Origin of the sequence: Planotetraspora phitsanulokensis, from assembly GCF_016863295.1 — a bacterium.
GTDB classification, from domain to species: Bacteria; Actinomycetota; Actinomycetes; order Streptosporangiales; family Streptosporangiaceae; genus Planotetraspora; species Planotetraspora phitsanulokensis.
In genome coordinates, this window is the sequence record NZ_BOOP01000024.1 from 1 (window position 1) to 17797 (window position 17797).

Sequence of the window (17797 nt, forward strand, 5' to 3'; positions counted from 1 at the left end):
TGCACCCGATCCGCCCGGCTCACCTGATCCGCATGATCCGGCTGACCAGGCTGACCAGGCGGCCTCGGCGGAGAGGTTCGGCTCGGCGGGTGGATCCTGCTCGGCTGATGGATCCTGTTCGGGCGATGGGGTTTCTTCTGGTCGGCCAGGCTCGGCCGACGCGTTCTTCTGCCCTGGGTGTGCGCGGCCGATCGAGTCGAACGGCGATGAGCCGTCGGATGCGGAGTTCGGCGGCATCGAATCCGAGGATGGCAAGTCCGGCCACGGATCGGCCAGGGGTGGCGAGCTCAATGCCGAGCTGCCGTCTGATGACCAGGATCGGGCGCGTGCCGTCATCTGAGCCCACCACTGTGGGCCGCAGGGCAACTCATCGGCTGTCTCATCGGTTGACGAGAAGGAGTGACGTCTCCCGTGAGAGTCGGCCACGGCGGCACCCCTTCCGCTCATCCGTATCGAACGCCTGTCTGAATAATCTCGCGCTGGGTAATCGTTCCGCTACAAATATCGAACGAAGGTTCTAAGCCTGGAGCGAACAGATAGATCTGCGGCGGGCCGAGCACAAGCGGGTGCGCCAGGCGCTGTCCAGGGTCCGTCGAAGAACCACGCCACAAGGCAGGAAGAAGAGAAGCCGGAGACCTATCTGTTCATGGCGTGAGCAAGAGTCCGTCGCCGCTGACACTGCACGCCGTCCGGGTTCTCGCATCAGCGTTTAGTGGCCGCTTGGGACGTGCGCCCCTCTCGTCGATCGGGTGCGCCCGCGTGCGGCTGGACGCAAGGTTTGTCATGAAAACAGGCGGATAAGCTGGAAGAGAACTGAAATGGCGCCGGTTGGCTGAACTCCGCCGCCTACGCGGAGGACATTCGCCAGGCGTTCCTGGCGAAGCGATCGTTCCGCCTCGTCGTGTTCACGTAGTGAAGGCGTCGTATTCACGCCGTGAAAAGCGTTCACGCCGTGAAAGCGTCGTGATCAACGCCGTGAAAGGCGTCCTGTCCGTGGTGGGGGGCGCGGAAGGTCCAGAGGTGGCGGGCGAGGCGATGCCAGGGCCGGACCGGCTGACGTCGCAGGACGCTCGGGGCTGTGCCGTCCTGCCCGATCTCGGAGAGGGCACCCATGGAGACTGCCCCGAAGGCCATAGCAGGAGTCGCAGGGTTCCTCGACGACCGCCTCGGTACGGGCAGCTTCCTCAAACGGAACCTGAGGAAGATCTTCCCTGACCACTGGTCGTTCCTGCTGGGTGAGATCGCGCTCTACTCGTTCATCATCCTGCTGCTGACCGGCACGTTCCTGACGTTCTGGTTCAGGCCGAGCATGGGCGAGGTCACCTACTCCGGCTCCTACCAGCCCCTCGTGGGCGTCAAGATGTCCGAGGCGTACGCCTCGACGCTGAACATCAGCTTCGACGTGCGCGGCGGCCTGCTGATCCGGCAGATCCACCACTGGGCGGCGCTGCTGTTCATCGGAGGCATGACCATCCACATGCTGCGGGTGTTCTTCACCGGCGCCTACCGCAAGCCGCGTGAGCTGAACTGGCTCATCGGCCTCGGTCTGCTCACGCTCGCACTGCTTGAGGGTCTGACCGGCTACTCCCTCCCCGACGACCTGCTCTCCGGCGCCGGACTGCGGATCACCCAGGGAGTCATACTGGGAATCCCCGTTGTGGGGACGTATCTGGCATTCTTCTTGTTCGGCGGAGAATATCCAGGCCAGGACATCATCTCGCGGTTCTTCACGATCCACATCCTGCTGATCCCGGGCATCCTCCTGGCGCTGATCTCGGCCCACCTGGTTCTCATGTGGATGCAGAAGCACACGCAGATGCCGGGCACGGGGCGGACCGAGAGGAACGTGGTGGGTGCCCCGTTCTTCCCGTCCTTCATGGCCAAGTCGGGTGCGTTCTTCCTGTTCACCTTCGCCGTCATCGCCCTCCTGGGGACGTTCGCCCAGATCAACCCGATCTGGCTGTTCGGCCCGTACACCCCGGCGGACATCTCGGCGGGCAGCCAGCCCGACTTCTACATGGGATTCCTGGAGGGCTCGCTGCGGTTGATGCCCGCCTGGGAGATCAACTTCCTGGGTTATACGCTCTCGCTGAGCGTGCTGATCCCGGCCCTGTTGCCCATGGGGCTCATCCTGACCGGCCTGGCGCTGTATCCGTTCATCGAGCAGTGGGTGACCGGCGACCGCCGCGAGCACCACACCGCTGACCGGCCGCGCAACAACCCGGTCCGCACCGCGATCGGCTTCGCGGGGATCACGTTCTACGGTGTCCTGTGGCTGCTCGGGGCCAATGACGAGATCTCGGCCAACTTCCATATCAGCCTGTACTGGACGACGATCTTCGGTCGCTTCGCGATCTTCCTTGGCCCGGCGATCGCCTTCTTCGTCGCGTACCGGATCTGCATCGGCCTGCAGCACCGGGACGCGGACCTCTTGTCCCACGGCGTGGAGACGGGTGTCATCAAGCGCCTTCCGCACGGCGAGTACATCGAGGTCCACACCCCGTCCGCACAGGACATCGCCGACCACATCCGGGGCAAGAAGGAGATCCCGATCATCGAGAGCGGCGTCGACGGCGGGGGCGTTCCGCCGAAGGAGACCCGCACCGTCCTCGGCAGGCTCCGGGCCAGGATGAGCCGCGCGTACGGTACGGACCACGTCCCGCTCACCGAAGAGGGTGGAGAGGAGCGCGCCGCCATCGGCGCCGGCGACCACGGGCATGCCGGGGACCATGCGCACGCCGGCGAGCGCAGGCCGCTCACCGGGCGGCGGCGCTCCGGCAGGCCGGGCGGCGGGCGCCCCTCCCGGTAGGCCCCCTCCCGGTAGGCCCGGTGGCGGGCCCCCGACAGGCCCGAGCGGCCCGGCAGCCCGGTAGGCCGGGCAGGGCTGCCCGCCGAACGGATCACGGACTGGCGAGAGCCTCCGTCGGGGACAACCGGGCGGCGCGCCAGGCCGGATAGACGCCGGCGCAGCCGCCGATGACGAGCGTGGCGGCCACGCCTCCTACGGTGGCCCACGCGGGCACGACCGCGGGCCAGCCCTGATACGCCGTGTACGCCGCCGTCACTGCGACCCCGAGCAGCGCTCCGCCGAGGCCGCCGAGCGCCGACAGCAGGAGAGACTCGGCGAGGAACTGGATCCTGATGTGTCCCCGGGTGGCGCCGAGCGATCGGCGCAGGCCGATCTCCGCGCGCCGTTCGAGCACCGAGATGACCATCGTGTTCGCCACGCCGACGCCGCCGACCAGCAGCGCCACCGCGCCGAGGCCGAGCAGCAGCCCGGTCAAGGCCGTGTCCGTGGCCTGCTTGGCCGCGAGCGCGTCCGACGGCCGCGAGACGTCCACCTCGTTCGGGTTCTCCGGGTTGGCGGTGGCGCCCAGGACCGCCTTCACCGCCAGTACGGCGTCGTTCCGCGTACGGGTGTAGACGGTGGTCGGATACCCGTCGAAGCGCAGGGTGGACTTCGCCGCATGCCAGCCGACCAGGGCGGCGAAGTCCAGTTCCGGGGCGAGGGCGACCGGGCGCAGGACGCCGACGACGGTGAACCACTGGCCGCCCAGCCACACCTTCACGTCCGGGGTGGCTCTGACGACGCCGAGCCGTTTGGCCGCCGACGCCCCGAGCACCACGGCCGGGTACCGCGCGTTGGCCGCGTTGAGCCACGTTCCGTTGGCCACGCCCGCGCCCACCGTGCCGAGCAGGTCGGTCCGCGCGGCCATCACCGTCAGGTTGCCCGTCTCGCCCGGCGGGACACGGTCACTCCGGTACACATTGGCGGTGGCCAGCGTCGCCGTGGCCGTCACCGAGGTGACCGGGCCGATCCGGCCTATCATCGCCACCGACTCGTCCGGCAGGTGCGACTGATCGCCCTTGAGGGTGTGCCCGGGGGACACCCGCAGCAGGTTCGTGCCGAGCGCGGCGAACTGCCGGTTGAGGCTCTCCCGGCTGGAGCTCGCGATGCCGACCACGCACACCATCGCGGCGATGCCGATCGCGATCCCGAGCGCGGACAGGAACACCCGCAGTGGCCGGGCGCGCAGACCGGCGGCGCCGACCCGGAAGGCGTCCACGGGCGAAAGACGCGACGGCGCGGTCATGTGACCACCTGCCCGTCGCGTACGTGTACCAGCCGGTGCAGCCCGGCCGCGATGTCCCGGTCATGGGTGATCACCACGACGGTGGTGCCGGTGGAGTGCAGGTCCCGCAGCAGCCGCATCACCTCCGCGCCCGAGGTGGAGTCGAGGTTGCCGGTCGGCTCGTCGGCGAGCAGCACGGGCGGATCGCCCACCACCGCGCGGGCGATGGCCACCCGTTGTTTCTCCCCGCCGGAAAGCTCGTGCGGGCGGTGGTCCAGCCGGTCACCCAGTCCCAGCCCCTCCAGGGTGGCGATCGCCCGGCGGCGTCGCTCGCGCAGCCGGACGCCGGCGTAGAGCAGGCCGTCGGCCACGTTGTCCACCGCCGGCACGCCCGCCGCGAGGTGGAACTGCTGGAACACGAAGCCGACGGTGCGCCCCCGCAGCGCCGAGAGCCTCCGGTCCGGCAGTCGGGACACGTCGGTTCCGGCGATCGTCACCGTCCCGTTGGTCGGCAGGTCCAGCGCCCCGATGAGATGGAGCATCGTCGACTTGCCCGAGCCGGACGGGCCGACGACGCCGACCAGTTCGCCGGCGTCGATCGTCAGCGAGACGTCGCGCAGCGCCTGGAAGCCGCCCGGGTAGGTCTTGCCCACTCCGCTGAGGACGATCATTCGGGCACCCCCACGCGGGTGCCCTCGGTGACGCCGTCACCGCTGACCTCCACCCGGCCGTCGCCGAACATGCCCAGGCTCACGGGCACGTACCGGCTGGTGGAGCCGGTCACCACCTGCAGGCCGTACCCGCCCTCGGCGAGTACGACCAGCGCCGCGACGGGGACCGTGAGCACGTCGCGCACACTGTCCGACACCAGGCTGACGACGACCGGGGCCCGGTCCAACCGGCCGATCTTCGACTGGTCCCGGAGGGTCACGGTCACGTCGATCGTCGCGGGGTGCTGCTCGTCCTGCCCGGGGGTGGCCACGGTGCCCACTGTGGCGATCCTGCCCTTGACGGTCTTGCCGTCCGGGAGTTCGACCGTCGCGGGCAGCCCCCGCCTCACCAGGGTTTGCAGCGCCACGTCTAAGGCGATGCTGACCACCTTTGTGGTGCCGGTGTACGCGAGGATCGGCCCGCTCCCAGGGGCGCCGAGGTTGCCGGTGAGTGCCGCCACCCGTATCGCGCCGGGCGCGATCACCACGGACGCCGGGTCGAAGACCCCTGTCTGGGTCAGCCCGAGATCCTTCTGCCACCGGCGTATGGCGACCGCCGTGGCCCAGGTGTACCGGCGGTCCACGGTCAGACCCGGGTTGCCGAGGGCGGCCAGGTTGCGCTCCACCTCCTCGACGTCCCTGCCGGTGTCCCCGATGCGCAGCTGCCGGTAGAGCGGAAGCCTGCCGTAAAACAGCGGCACCGGGTCGTCGTCCGCCCGGTAGGCCGACCGGCCGCGTTTGATCGTGGCGCCGAGGCGCGGTAGCCAGGTGAGGGTGCCGGAGCCGCGTCCGGCGATGGTCACCGACGCCCCATAGCCCAGCACCCCGTTCACCTGCTGGCTCCGGGTCAAGGTGGTCCGGGTGACCGGAGCGGTGGCGGGAAGTGCCCGGGTGGTGCTCGACGAGGTCGCCGGGCTCCTCCCGCCGAAGCCGATCGCGGCGGCCGTCACCACCGCGACCGCCAGCAGAGCCGACCCGCCCACCAGCGCCGTCCGGGTCGGCCGGTTCACTTCCTCTCCTTCTGTTCCTGGGGCAGCTTGGCCTTGCAGGCCGCGATGGCCGCCTTGTAGACCGGGTCGCTTTCGAGCTGCGCCCGGGTGACGTTCGCGAATCGGCCCTTGATCACCATGTTTCCGTCAACCGCGGCGGGATCGGTCATCTCGATGTCGTGGGCGCGCATGCACACGGCGAAAGCTCGGAGCTGCTCCAGTTGCTCCGGCGGGGGGCCGGCCAGCCGTTCCCCCTCCGGGAGGAAGCGCTGGCACGCCTGCAGGGCGGTTCGCCACGCGCGTTCCAGCCCGCCGCGCGGCGGGACGAGCCGGAGAGGTTCGTCCGGGCCGAGATCCGGCATGGTCTGGCCGTGCTCCCGCATGCACCTCACGAAGGCGGCCGGATCACTGGTCGGGGATGCGGACGGGCGCGCGCTTGCGGTGCCGCTGTTCGCCGAGGCGATACCGCTGCCCTCGGGGGCCTTGGCGCAGGCGGCGACCGCCAGAGCGCACAGCAGGACGGGGATCACGAGAATTGGTCTCATGCCGTCGAGGTCTACGCCCCGGCCGGTGACAGCACCGCTACGTCCGATGTCGTACCGATGTCATGCCCAGCGACGCAGAATGACCTCATGCGAGTCCTGGTGGTCGAGGATCACGTCACACTGGCCCATCGGATCGCCGAAGGGCTCCGCGACGCCGGGATGGCGATCGACGTGGTCACTGACGGAGCGGCCGCCATGGTCGAGGCGGCCTCCACGGCGTACGACGTGATCGTGCTCGACCGGGACCTGCCCGAGGTCCACGGCGACAAGGTGTGCCGGTCGCTGGCCGGCGGTGCCGCCCGCATCCTGATGCTCACCGCGGCGGCCGGGGTCGACGACCGGGTCGACGGGCTGGAGCTGGGCGCCGACGACTACCTTGGCAAGCCGTTCGCGTTCCACGAGCTGGTCGCCCGGGTGCGTGCGCTCGGCCGCCGCGCGCCGTCCGCGCCGCCGATCGTGCGCCGCGGCGACCTGGTCGTGGACCGGGCCCGCCACCGTGCCGGCCGCGGCACCCGCACGTTGTCGCTCACCCGTAAGGAGTTCGGGATCCTGGAGATGCTCATGGCCGCCGACGGTGGCGTGGTCAGCACCGAGGAGCTGCTGGAGCACGTCTGGGACGCCAACGCCGACCCGTTCAGCAACGTCGTCTCGGTGACGATGACCCGGTTACGCCGCAAACTCGGCCCGCCGCCGGTGATCGAGACCGTCGTCGGACGGGGTTACCGGCTGTGACCCGGCCGCGCCTCACCATCCGGGTCCGCCTGACGCTGCTCTACACCGGCCTGTTCGCGGTGTGCGGGGCGATCGTCGTCGCCATCACCTACCTCCTCGTGGCCGGGCTTTCCGAGATCCAAGGCGCGACGCGCCAGACGGACAATGCCGAGCAGTTCCTCACGTACTGCAGGCAGGCCCTCCGCGTGAACGCCGACTCAGATCTTCGGCTCAAGTGCGACCTGACCTTCCTGGAAGGCGTCGTGGCCGGCGCGGCGGGCCAGCGCGAGGAGACCCTGTCACACCTGCTGTGGTACTCGCTGATCACCCTCGTGGCGGTCACCCTCCTCGCGGCGCTCGCCGGGTGGATCGTCGCCGGGCGGGTGCTGCGCCCGGTCCACCGCATCACCGCGGCGGCGCGCGCCGCGTCCGAGCACAACCTGTCGGCCCGGGTGTCGCTCGACGGCCCCCGCGACGAGCTGCACGAGCTGGCCGACACTTTCGACGACATGCTCGCCCGTCTTCAGGCCGCGTTCGAGAGCCAGCGGCGGTTCATCGCCAACGCCAGCCACGAACTCCGCACACCGCTCACCCTCATGCGCGCCACCGTCGACGTCGTCTTGGCCAAGCGGGCGCCGACGGAGGCAGAACTGCTCGGCATGGGGCGGGACGTCCGGACCGCCGTCGACCAGGCCGAGGCGCTCGTCGGCGCCCTGCTCACCCTGGCCCGCAACGAGCACGGGCTGAGCGTCCGCGAGGAGGTCGATCTGGCCACGGTCGCAGAGAATGTCCTCGACGACGTGCAGTTCGGCGACCGGCGACTCCACGCGTCGCTTCAGCCGGTGGTGACTTCGGGTGACCCGGTGCTGCTGGAACGGCTCGTCGCCAACCTCGTCGACAACGCCATCCGCCACAACGTGCCCGGCGGCGACGTCTGGCTCAGCACATCCGCGTCGGACGGACAGGTCGCGCTGGAAGTGAGGAACACCGGCCCGGCTGTCGGCGCCGACCAGATCGACGGCCTGTTCGAGCCGTTCCGGCGCCTGCACGACCGCACCACCCGCGACGGGTTCGGGCTCGGGCTCGCGATCGTGTCGTCGATCGCCGCGGTGCACCACGGCGCGGTCAGCGTCGCCCCTCGGCAGGACGGAGGCTTGCACGTCACGCTCACAGTCCCCGCGGTCCGGCTCACGCCACGCGAGTAGCCGTCAGATCGCGTCCCTTGAGGGGGCCCGGCACCGTGCCGGCGAGCTCAACGCTGATTCCACCTGCCGGCAGGCCACGCCGGTGTAAGCCGTCCGCAAGCAGGGCGGCCGGGCGCCGCAATCACGCTGCAAGGAGCGTGATCTATCTCTGTCGTGTGGCACCGAGAGCACCCGGTGCCGGCCCTCTCACTTCAGGAGAACAGATATGCGCCCCTTGCTTCGCACCCTGGCCGGAACCGAACCGGGCACCCGCCGCGTCGCCGTCCGCGCCGTCTCGCTCGCCGTCACCGGCGGCGTCCTCGGTGCCTCCCTCATGGGCTGCGGCGTCATCGGCCAGGTCTCGAACGTGGTGGATTCCGCCAGCACGCTGTCGACGTTCGCCGACAGGCTGGGCAAGTCGGCCGATCTCACCTTCACCGCCACGTACAAGTCCACCGACGGGGGCACGGTGACGCTGGTCCAGGAGCCGCCGAACTCGGCGTTCATCGGTCCCGACGGCAGGTACGTCTTCACGCCCGACCACATGTTGTTCTGCGAGAAGAACACCTGCACCAGCGCGCCGTCGGCCGGGACCGGCGACGCCGGGGCGATGACGGCCGCGACCGGGCCGGGCTTCGTCACGCCGGAGCTGGCGCTCGGTTTCGTCACGGCGGCCGCGGTCATCCCGGGTGCGGACATCGAGAGCGAGGAGAGGGAGATCGCCGGCCAGAATTCGCTCTGCGCCACCGCCACCGGGCTGGAAGCGGTCGCGTCGCCGGGCGACGGCGACGCGCCGCGGGACTTCTCGGTGTGCGTCACCGAGACAGGCGTCCTCGCCTCCTTCACCGGCACGTTGGCCAGTGGCGAGAAGGCGTCGATCGAGTTGGTGAGCTTCAAGGACGAGGCGGACGCCAAGGCGTTCGAGGCGCCCGAGGGCGCTGAGATCGCCGAGGCCACGGGCCTGCCGACCACCTGACCGGAGCCGGGCCCCCGGCTACCGGCCCACCGCGTAGCCCTGCGCGCCGCGCGGGTTGGCCGCCGCGTGGAGGAAGCCGCCCGGGGCCGTGTCCCGCGCGACCGCGCTCAGCCTGCCCAGCGACCACGGGCCCTGCACCTCCACCTGGTGGCCGCGCCGCCGCAACTCGGAGACGAGCGCCGGGTCGGCCCGCTCCTCGATGTGCAGGACACCGGGCAGCGAGCCACGCGGGAAGAACGAGCTGGGGAAGTGCTCGGAGTGGAACATGGGGGCGTCGACGGCCTCCTGGAGGCCGAGCCCGCCGTGGACCACGGAGAGGAAGAAGCTCAGGCTCCACTGATCCTGCTGGTCCCCGCCCGGGGTGCCGAACGCCAGCCAGGGTCTGCCGTCCCGCAGGGCGAACGAGGGGGACAGGGTGGTGCGCGGCCGGGCGCCGGGGCGTAGCGACGCGGGCAGCCCGTCCTGGAGCCAGAACATCTGGCCCCTCGTGCCCAGGCAGAACCCGAGCGAGGGGATCGTCGGGGAGCTCTGCAGCCAGCCGCCGCTGGGCGTGGCGGAGACCATGTTGCCGTGCCGGTCCACGACGTCCACGTGGCAGGTGTCGCCCCTGACCCGGCCGTCGCCGCTCACGGTCGGCTCGCCCACGGTCGGCTCGCCCACGCCTGCGGTCCGGCGCGTGCGTGACACCCCCGGCGCGTGGCTGACCGTGCCCGGCCCGGGCAGGTCGGGCAGCCGGGGAGCGCGTCCGTCCGGGGCGCCCGGCCGAAGCCCGTAGGACGCGTCCGCGCCGACCAGCGCGCGCCGCTCCGCGTTGTACGCCTCGCTCAGCAGTCCGGCCATCGGCACGTCGGAAAAGGCCGGATCCCCGTACCACGCCTCCCGGTCGGCGAAGGCCAGCTTGGCGCTCTCGATGACGGTGTGCACGTAGTCCGGGCTGAGGTGGCCCATCCCGCTCAGGTCGAACCCGGACAGCAGCGCGAGCTGCTGCAGGAAGACCGGCCCCTGGCCCCACGGTCCCGTCTTGCACACGGTGTGCCCGTGGTAGTCGAAGGTCAGCGGCTCCTCGACGGTGGCCGTCCAGCCGGCGAGGTCGTCGCCGGTGAGCAGGCCGGAGTGCGGCTCTCCCGAGCTGTCGCGCCAGGCCTTGCCGGCGCTGAACTGCGCGATCTCCTCGGCGACGAAGCCCCGGTACCAGGCGTCCCTGGCCGCGGCGATCTGCCCCTCGCGCGTGGTGGAGGCGCTTGTAGCCTCGGCCACCAGCCGCCGGTAGGTCGCGGCCAGCACCGGGTTGGTCAGCCGTGAACCCGGCTCCGGCACCCGGCCGTGCGGCAGCCAGGTGGCGGCCGAGGTCGGCCAGTCCTCGGCGAACAGCCGCTCCACCGTGCCGATCGTCGCCGAGATGCGCTCCACCACCGGGACGCCGTGCTCGGCGTAGGAGATGGCGGGCTCGAGGACGTCGGCCAGTGACCACGTGCCCCAGCGCTCCAGCATGAGCATCCACCCGCCGAAGGCGCCGGGGACGGTCGCGGGCAGCAGCCCGGTCCCCGGCACGACGTCGAGACCGAGGTCGGTGAACCGCTCGATGGTCGCCGCCGCTGGTGCCACACCCTGTCCGCAGACCACGAAGGGCCGTTGCTCGGCCTCGCTCCACAGCAGGATCGGCACCTCGCCGCCGGGTCCGTTGAGGTGCGGCTCGGCCACCTGGAGGACGAACCCCGCCGTCACGGCCGCGTCGAAGGCGTTGCCGCCGCGCTCCAGCACGCTCATCCCGGCCGCCGAGGCCAGCCAGTGCGTGCTCGCCACCATTCCGAAGTCGCCCGTCAGTTCGGGTCGTGTGGTGAACACCCGGTTCCTTCCTTCAGTATTCGATCAGTACTCGATCGTCCGCCCGGGGACGGCCGCGTCGGGCCGGTGTTCGGGCGTCACCAGGTGACAGGCGGCCGGATGGACGCCGCTCCGGGGGTCGGCCAGTTCCGGCTCGACCGTACGGCACGCGTCGAAGGCCAGCGGGCAGCGGGTGTGGAATCGGCAGCCCGCCGGAGGGTCGAGCGGGCTCGGGACGTCGCCGCGGAGCACGATCCTGCGGCGCTCGCGCGCCTTCACGGGGTCGGGCACGGGGGCCGCGGACAGCAGCGCCTGCGTGTACGGATGCCGGGGCTCGGCGAACAGGTCCGCGGTCGGCCCGGTTTCCACGATCCTCCCCAGGTACATGACCGCGATCCGGTCGGCCAGGAACTCCACCACCGACAGGTCGTGGGTGATGAACAGGCAGGAGAAGCCCATGTCCCGCTGCAGGTCGGTGATCAGGTTGAGCACCGAGGCCTGGACCGAGACGTCGAGGGCCGACACCGGCTCGTCGGCCACCACGAGCCTCGGCTCCAGGATCAGCGCCCTGGCCAGGCCCACCCGCTGCCGTTGGCCGCCGGACAGCTCATGGGGGAGGCGCGTCATCATCTCCGTGCGCAGCCCGACCTTCTCCAGCATCGCGGCGACGCGTCCGTACGCCTCCCGCCTGCTCGCCAGCTTGTGCCGCAGCAGTGGTTCGCTGACGATCTGTTCGATCGAGAAGCGCGGGTTGAGCGAGGAATAGGGGTCCTGGAACACCATGTGGACGTCCCTGCGCAGCGGGCGCATGGCCCGCCGCGACAGGTGGGTGACGTCCCGGCCGCCCAGCGTGATCGTGCCGGAGGTGGGCTCGGTCAGGCGCAGCACGCACTTGCCGACGGTGGACTTTCCGCTGCCCGACTCTCCGACCAGGCCGAGCACCTCGCCCTGGCCGATCGTCAGCGACAGCCCGTCCACGGCCCTGACCTGGCCGTAGTGCTTGACCAGGGAGTCGATCTGCAGGACGGGTTCGGTCACGGCTGTTCTCCGGAGTGCCCAGGGTGGAAGCAGGCGGCGAGGTGCGCCGGGCCGTGCCGTACGAGCGGGGGCCGGGCCGCGAGGCAGTCGTCCTGCCGCTGCGGACAGCGGGCGTGGAAGGCGCACCCGTCGAGGTCGGCGAGCGGCGAGGGGACCATCCCGGGGATCTCCGCCAGCCTGCGCCGCCCGGCCGGACCGGTGACGGCGGCGGCGGGCAGGGCCTTCATGAGCCCCAGCGTGTACGGGTGCCGGGGACGGGCGAACAGTTCCTCGACGGGGGCCTGCTCGGCCGCCCGGCCCGCGTACATGACCACGGCCCGGTCGGCGATGTCGGCGACGACGCCGAGGTCGTGGGTGATCAGGATGATCGCGGTGCCCAGCCGGTCACGCAGGTCGCGGAAGACGTCGAGCACGCCCGCCTGGATCGTCACGTCGAGGGCGGTGGTCGGCTCGTCCGCGATCAGCACGCGCGGTGAGCACGCCACCGCGATGGCGATCATCACGCGCTGGCGCATCCCTCCGGATAGCTGGTGCGGGTACTCCTTGATCCGCTGGGCCGGGGCCGGTATGCCGACGAGTTCGAGCAACTCGGCCGCTCGGTTGCGCGCGGCTGCCCGCGACAGGTTCTCGTGCCTGCGCAGCACCTCGGCGATCTGGAATCCGACCGTGAACGACGGGTTCAGCGAGGTCATCGGCTCCTGGAAGACGACGGAGACCTCCTTGCCGCGCACCTGGCGCATCAGCGGCTCGGGCAGGGTGGTGAGCTCGCGGCCGTCGAGCCGGATCGAGCCGGACAGGCGCGTGGTCTGGGGCGGCAGCAACCTCGGCACCGCCATGGCGGTGACCGTCTTGCCGCAGCCGGACTCCCCGCACAGGGCCAGGATCTCTCCCTCCTCCAGGCTGAACGAGATGCCCTTGACCGCGTGGACGTGGCCGTCCTCGGTGTCGAAGCCGACGGTCAGGTCGGTGACGTCGAGAAGACTCACAGGCCGCTCCTGGGATCGAGGACGTCGCGCAGCCCGTCGCCGAGCAGGTTGAAGCCGAGTGTGGCCAGCGCGATCAGCACGCCCGGCCAGATCGCCAGCCACGGGGCGACGTCGAGGTACTGCTGCGCGACGGTGAGCATGACGCCCCACGACGGGGTGGGCGGCTGCACGCCGAGGCCGAGGAAGGACAGCGTGGCCTCACCGATGATCGCCGTCGGGATCGCCACCGTGGCCTGGACGATGAGCGGGCCGGCGCAGTTCGGCAGGACGTAGCGGAGCAGGATGTGGCCGTCGGCGGCGCCGTCCGCGATCGCCGCCGAGACGTAGTCCATCTCCTTGATCGCCAGCACCTCGCCGCGGGTGATCCGGATGACGGCGGGGAGCTGGGCGAAGCCGAGAGCCAGCACGACGCCGGTGAGCGACGGGCCGATGATCGCGGCCAGGCCCACGGCGAACACCAGGAACGGGAACGCCAGCGTCACGTCGACCAGCCTCCCGACCACCGGGTCGAGCCAGCGCCGGTAGAAGCCCGCCAGCAGCCCGATCGGGATGCCCGCCGCCATCGCGAGCAGCGTGGACAGCACGCCCGCCTGGAGCGAGATCCGCGCGCCCGAGGCGATCCGCGCCAGCGCGTCCCGGCCGAGGTCGTCGGTTCCCATCGGGTGGGCGGCCGACGGCGGCGCGAGTGTGGCCGCGTAGTCCTGGGTGACCGGGTCGCCGGTCACCAGCGGCCCGACCAGGGCGAGGAGGAGGAACCCCGCCACGAGCACGAGCCCGGTCATCGGCATCGGGCGGCGGCGGAAGCGCCGCCACAACCGGCGTCGCCGTTCCGCCGAACCCGGCGCGGGGACCGCGCCCACGGAAACCGCCATCTGGTCAGCCATGGGACGCCCCCGAGAGCCGGATGCGCGGATTGAGCAGGGCGTACGCGATGTCGACCAGCAGGTTGATCACCACGTACGCGGTCACGGTCACCAGCACCACGGCCTGGATGACCGGGTAGTTCCTGGTCAGCACGGCGTCCACGGTGAGCTTGCCGAAGCCGGGGATCACGAAGATCTGCTCGGTGACGACCGCTCCGCTGATCAGCGCGCCGAGCTGCAGGCCGAGCACGGTCACGACGGTGGTGAGGCTGTTGCGCAGCGCGTGCACGCCCACCACGGCGCGTTCCGCCAGGCCCTTGGAACGGGCCGTGCGGATGTAGTCGGCGGACAGGGCGCCCAGCATCGCCGAGCGGGTCTGCCGCATCAGCACGGCCGCGAAGCCCATGCCGAGGACCAGTGTGGGCAGCACCATGCGCTGCAGGTTTCCCGCCGGGTCCTCGGTGAAGGGGACATAGCCCGAGGCGGGTAGCCAGCGCAGCGTCACCGAGAACAGCAGGATGGCGAGCAGTCCGAGCCAGAAGTGCGGGACCGACAACCCGGCGAGGCCGAAGCCGGTGGCCAGGTAGTCGGCGAAGCGGCCGCGCCGTACGGCGGCGACGACGCCCGCGAGCACGCCCACAGTGATCGCCACCACCATGGCGAGCACGGTCAGCTCCAGCGTCACCGGCAACCGCTGGGCCAGGATCGTCGTGACGGGCAGTTGATCCTGGGTGGACCGGCCCAGGTTGCCGGACAGGGTCTGCCGCAGGTACTCGACGTACTGGACGGGAAGCGGCTGGTCCAGGCCGTACTCCTCCCGTATTGCCGCGACCAGGGCCGGTGAGGCGTCCTCGCCGGCCATGACCACCGCGGGGTCTCCCGGGAGCGCCCTGACCCCGAGGAAGATCAGGACGCTGCCCAGAAGCAGCACCATCACCGCGGCGCCGCAGCGCCGCAGAATGAACCAGGTCATTTGGTGGTGAACCCAGCCGTGGTGAAGCGCGGCAGGCCGTCCTTGAAGTACTGGACGCCCGCGACGTTCTTCTGCATGCCCAGGTAGTACTTGTTGTGGTACAGGTAGATGAATCCGCGCAGGTCAGCAGCTTTCTGGATGGCCTTCGCGTACAACTCCGCCCGCTCGGCCGTGTCGGTGGCGGCCGCGGCCTGCTTGATCGGGTCGTCGATGCCGGGGTCGGACATGCCGGGGTAGTTGTTGCTGCCCCCGGTGGTGATGATGTTGGTCAGGTTGCCGTCCGGGTCGACGCGGCCCGACCAGCCGGTGAGCAGCGTGTCGTACTTGCCCGCCCCGCCCTGCTCCAGGGTGGCGACGAACTCGGCGGTCTCCACCTTGACGTCGAAGCCGACCTCCTTGGCCATCTGCTGGATCACCTGGGCGAGCCGCTGGTTGGTGGCGTCGTTCGGCGTGGTCAGGGTCACCGGGATCGGCGTCGCCACGCCGGATGCCTGGACGAGCTGCTTGGCCTTGGCCACGTCGCGCGGGGCGCACTGGAGGCTCGCCGCGCGGTACGGGCTGTCGGCCGGCAGCGGGAAGCAGTCGGACTCGTACAGGCCGTTGTAGACGGTCTTGTTGATCGCGTCACGGTCGAGGGAGAGCTCGAACGCCTCGCGGAGCTCCGGGCTCTTGCCGAGCGCGGTGTCCACCGTGCCGTACTTCTCCGTGGAGCCGGCGACGTTGCCGATGTTGATGTTGATCCCGAAGTAGCCGAGACCGCCGCCCGACACGACCTTGAGGGCGGGGTCGGACTGCACCCCGGCGACCGTGGTGGTGGCGAGCTGGTCGCCGACCTGTACGTCCCCCGACCTGAGGTTGGCGGCGCGGACGTTGGGGTCGACGATGATCTTGTAGACGAGCTTGTCGAGCTTGACCTTGGCGGCGTCGTAGTAGTCGGGCGCGCGCTCCAGCACGATCTCGCTGCCGGAGGTCCGGCCGGCGAACTTGAACGGCCCCACGCACACCGGGTTCGCGCCGAAGGTGTCCCCCTCGCTGTCCAGCGCCTTGGGCGACATGATCATTCCGGCCCGGTCGGCGAGTTGGGCGGTGAGCGGGGTGGCCGGCCGCGACAGGGTGAGCTTGATCGCGTCCTCGCCCACCGTGGTCACGTCGGTGACGGCGGCGAGATCGGCCTGCCGGGCGGACTTCTCCCAGGAACGGTGCCGGTCCAGCGACTTCTTGACCGCGGCCGCGTCCAGCACGGTGCCGTCGTTGAACTTGAGGCCCGTCCGCAGCTTGATCGTCACTTCCTTGCCGTCGTCGGACAGCTGGGGCATGGCGGCGGCGAGCTGGGGGACCAGCGTGGAGGTCGCGTCGATGTCGTAGAGCTTCTCGCACATGTTGACGAAGACCTCGCGGCCGACGAGCGTCGTTGCGGTGCTCGGGTCGAGTGCGTCGGGGTCGGCGTTCAGGGCGACGGTGAGCGTGCCACCGCTCTGGACGGTGCGGTTGTCGGCGGTGGCGTCGGCCACGGAGGGGGCGCTGGTGGGGGCGCCGCCACCGCCGCAGGCCGCGAGGGCCAGGGAGAGGGCGACGAGCGGCACGGTCAATGTCAGGTGGCGCGCGGACTGCATCCGTTCCTCCTGGAAGATTCTTGTGCAAGAACGTATACAGGGTCCGGTATTTCGTATTCGTTACATTTTCGTGGAGTTTTCTGACCCATGCAGTTATGTCAGGCTCTGATTCCCCTCGAGTCACAGGGCGGAAGCCGTCCCGGCTGCGCTCGAAACGCCGCCCTGTTTACTCCCCGGTGTTAACGTGTGACCGATTTGTCTTGTTAATTGGAGGGGTCACACAGGACGCGAGGTGACGACCGTGGTGGACGTCGAGAAGCTTGATCAGGGCCGGGTCGAGGAGTTCCTGGGGCGGGTGGCCGTCGACAGCGCCGCCGCGTTCGCGGGGCTGTCCACCTCGATCGGCGCCCGGCTGGGTCTGTACAAGGCGCTGGCCGGGGCCGGATGGCTCACGTCGGAGCGGCTGGCCGGGCGCACCGGCCTCAACGAGCGGTACGTACGGGAGTGGCTGGCCGTCCAGGTGGCCGGCGAATACGTGCTCTACGACGCCGAGACGGGCGCCTACCTGCTGCCGGACGAGTACGCCGCCGTCCTGGCGGACCCGGACTCACCCACGTACATGATCGGCGCCTTCACGATGCTCAAGCCGCTGTACGCCACCGAGGACGCCCTGGTGGACGCCTACCGTACGGGCGAGGGCGTGGGCTGGGAGGAGCACGGGCCCGAACTGTACGAGGGGGTCGCCGCGTTCTTCCTCCCCGGCTATTCGGCGATGCTGGTGCAGGAGTGGCTGCCCGCCCTGGACGGCGTCGTGGAGAAGCTGGAACGGGGCGCGTCGGTCGCCGACGTCGGATGCGGCTTCGGCCACTCCACCCTGCTGATGGCACAGGCGTTCCCGAACTCCCGCTTTCGCGGCTTCGACTTCCACACCCCCTCGATCGAGGCCGCCCGCCGGGAGGCGCGGGAGCGCGGCCTGAGCGATCGGGTGACGTTCGACCTGGCCGCGGCTCAGGACTTCCCTGGCGAGGGCTACGACCTGATCACCTATTTCGACTGCCTGCACGACCTCGGCGACCCGGGAGCGGCCTTCCGCCAGGCCGAGCGGACGCTGGCCGAGGACGGCGCCTGCATGGTCGTCGAGCCGAACGCCCCGGCCGATCCCGCGGGGCTGATCAATCCGATCGGCCGGTCCTTCGCGTCCGCGTCCGCCGTGCTCTGCCTGCCCGGCGCGATTGCACAGAACGGCCCCCAGGCGCTCGGCAACCACGCGGGGGAGGAGGCCCTGCGGACCCTCGCCGCGGAGGCGGGACTGCGCACGTGGAAGACGGCCGCGGAAACCCTCACCAATCGCATCTACGACGTCAGGCGATGA

Annotated in this window: 16 protein-coding genes; 6 read left to right on the forward strand and 10 right to left on the reverse strand. The window is 70.5% G+C overall.

Features of this window, described 5'->3' with window-relative positions; genetic code table 11:
- Together Pph01_RS26040 and qcrB are read left to right on the forward strand one after the other, a co-directional pair.
- Positions 1-340 (forward strand): hypothetical protein (locus tag Pph01_RS26040; RefSeq protein WP_373315684.1); only part of this gene is annotated, 340 nt, incomplete at its 5' end.
- Between the two features lie 771 nt (positions 341-1111).
- Entirely contained in the window at positions 1112-2809 is a 1698-nt protein-coding gene (gene qcrB / locus Pph01_RS26045; RefSeq protein WP_204075795.1) for a cytochrome bc1 complex cytochrome b subunit, read from the forward strand.
- 91 nt (positions 2810-2900) lie between these two features.
- On the opposite strand, the gene Pph01_RS26050 is transcribed toward qcrB, so the two are convergent.
- The 4 genes from Pph01_RS26050 to Pph01_RS26065 are packed head-to-tail and all read right to left on the reverse strand — an operon-like array spanning position 2901 to position 6317.
- Positions 2901-4094 carry an ABC transporter permease gene (locus tag Pph01_RS26050; RefSeq protein WP_204075796.1) on the reverse strand — a complete coding sequence of 398 codons (1194 nt, stop codon included), beginning with the start codon at positions 4092-4094 and terminating at the stop codon, positions 2901-2903.
- The gene (locus Pph01_RS26055) at positions 4091-4744 is read right to left on the reverse strand and encodes an ABC transporter ATP-binding protein (RefSeq protein ID WP_204075797.1); all 654 of its coding nucleotides are present in this window, start codon (positions 4742-4744) and stop codon (positions 4091-4093) included. Before Pph01_RS26055 ends, Pph01_RS26050 begins: the two co-directional genes overlap by 4 nt.
- Positions 4741-5793, reverse strand: coding sequence for a peptidoglycan-binding domain-containing protein (locus Pph01_RS26060; protein ID WP_204075798.1), 1053 nt, complete (start codon positions 5791-5793; stop codon positions 4741-4743). Before Pph01_RS26060 ends, Pph01_RS26055 begins: the two co-directional genes overlap by 4 nt.
- Positions 5790-6317: a hypothetical protein gene (locus Pph01_RS26065; RefSeq protein WP_204075799.1), complete on the reverse strand. Its 528-nt coding sequence runs from the start codon at positions 6315-6317 to the stop codon at positions 5790-5792. The genes Pph01_RS26060 and Pph01_RS26065 overlap by 4 nt, the downstream gene beginning before the upstream one ends.
- Positions 6318-6404: 87 nt before the next feature.
- Here Pph01_RS26065 and Pph01_RS26070 point away from each other — a divergent pair, with 87 nt between their 5' ends.
- The 3 genes from Pph01_RS26070 (at position 6405) to Pph01_RS26080 (ending at position 9188) form a co-directional block, all read left to right on the forward strand.
- Positions 6405-7049 (forward strand): response regulator transcription factor, encoded by a 645-nt coding sequence (locus Pph01_RS26070; RefSeq protein ID WP_204075800.1) that lies wholly within the window; start codon positions 6405-6407, stop codon positions 7047-7049.
- A complete protein-coding gene (locus Pph01_RS26075) occupies positions 7046-8233 on the forward strand; it encodes a sensor histidine kinase (RefSeq protein WP_204075801.1) in 1188 nt (395 codons plus the stop codon). The genes Pph01_RS26070 and Pph01_RS26075 overlap by 4 nt, the downstream gene beginning before the upstream one ends.
- 205 nt (positions 8234-8438) lie before the next feature.
- Positions 8439-9188 (forward strand): hypothetical protein, encoded by a 750-nt coding sequence (locus Pph01_RS26080; protein WP_204075802.1) that lies wholly within the window; start codon positions 8439-8441, stop codon positions 9186-9188.
- 18 nt (positions 9189-9206) lie between these two features.
- On the opposite strand, the gene Pph01_RS26085 is transcribed toward Pph01_RS26080, so the two are convergent.
- The 6 genes from Pph01_RS26085 to Pph01_RS26110 all read right to left on the reverse strand — a co-directional run bounded on the left by Pph01_RS26085 (position 9207) and on the right by Pph01_RS26110 (position 16485).
- On the reverse strand, positions 9207-10994 hold the full coding sequence (locus Pph01_RS26085) for a gamma-glutamyltransferase family protein (RefSeq protein ID WP_204075831.1): 1788 nt from the start codon (positions 10992-10994) through the stop codon (positions 9207-9209).
- A gap of 63 nt (positions 10995-11057) precedes the next feature.
- On the reverse strand, positions 11058-12050 hold the full coding sequence (locus Pph01_RS26090) for an ABC transporter ATP-binding protein (RefSeq protein WP_204075803.1): 993 nt from the start codon (positions 12048-12050) through the stop codon (positions 11058-11060).
- Positions 12047-13036 (reverse strand): ABC transporter ATP-binding protein, encoded by a 990-nt coding sequence (locus tag Pph01_RS26095; protein WP_204075804.1) that lies wholly within the window; start codon positions 13034-13036, stop codon positions 12047-12049. Before Pph01_RS26095 ends, Pph01_RS26090 begins: the two co-directional genes overlap by 4 nt.
- The gene (locus tag Pph01_RS26100; protein ID WP_204075805.1) at positions 13033-13920 is read right to left on the reverse strand and encodes an ABC transporter permease; all 888 of its coding nucleotides are present in this window, start codon (positions 13918-13920) and stop codon (positions 13033-13035) included. Before Pph01_RS26100 ends, Pph01_RS26095 begins: the two co-directional genes overlap by 4 nt.
- Complete coding sequence (locus Pph01_RS26105) at positions 13913-14872, reverse strand: ABC transporter permease (RefSeq protein ID WP_204075806.1); 960 nt, start codon at positions 14870-14872, stop codon at positions 13913-13915. The genes Pph01_RS26100 and Pph01_RS26105 overlap by 8 nt, the downstream gene beginning before the upstream one ends.
- Positions 14869-16485: an ABC transporter substrate-binding protein gene (locus Pph01_RS26110; protein WP_204075807.1), complete on the reverse strand. Its 1617-nt coding sequence runs from the start codon at positions 16483-16485 to the stop codon at positions 14869-14871. The genes Pph01_RS26105 and Pph01_RS26110 overlap by 4 nt, the downstream gene beginning before the upstream one ends.
- A gap of 232 nt (positions 16486-16717) precedes the next feature.
- Here Pph01_RS26110 and Pph01_RS26115 point away from each other — a divergent pair, with 232 nt between their 5' ends.
- On the forward strand, positions 16718-17797 hold the full coding sequence (locus Pph01_RS26115) for a class I SAM-dependent methyltransferase (RefSeq protein ID WP_204075808.1): 1080 nt from the start codon (positions 16718-16720) through the stop codon (positions 17795-17797).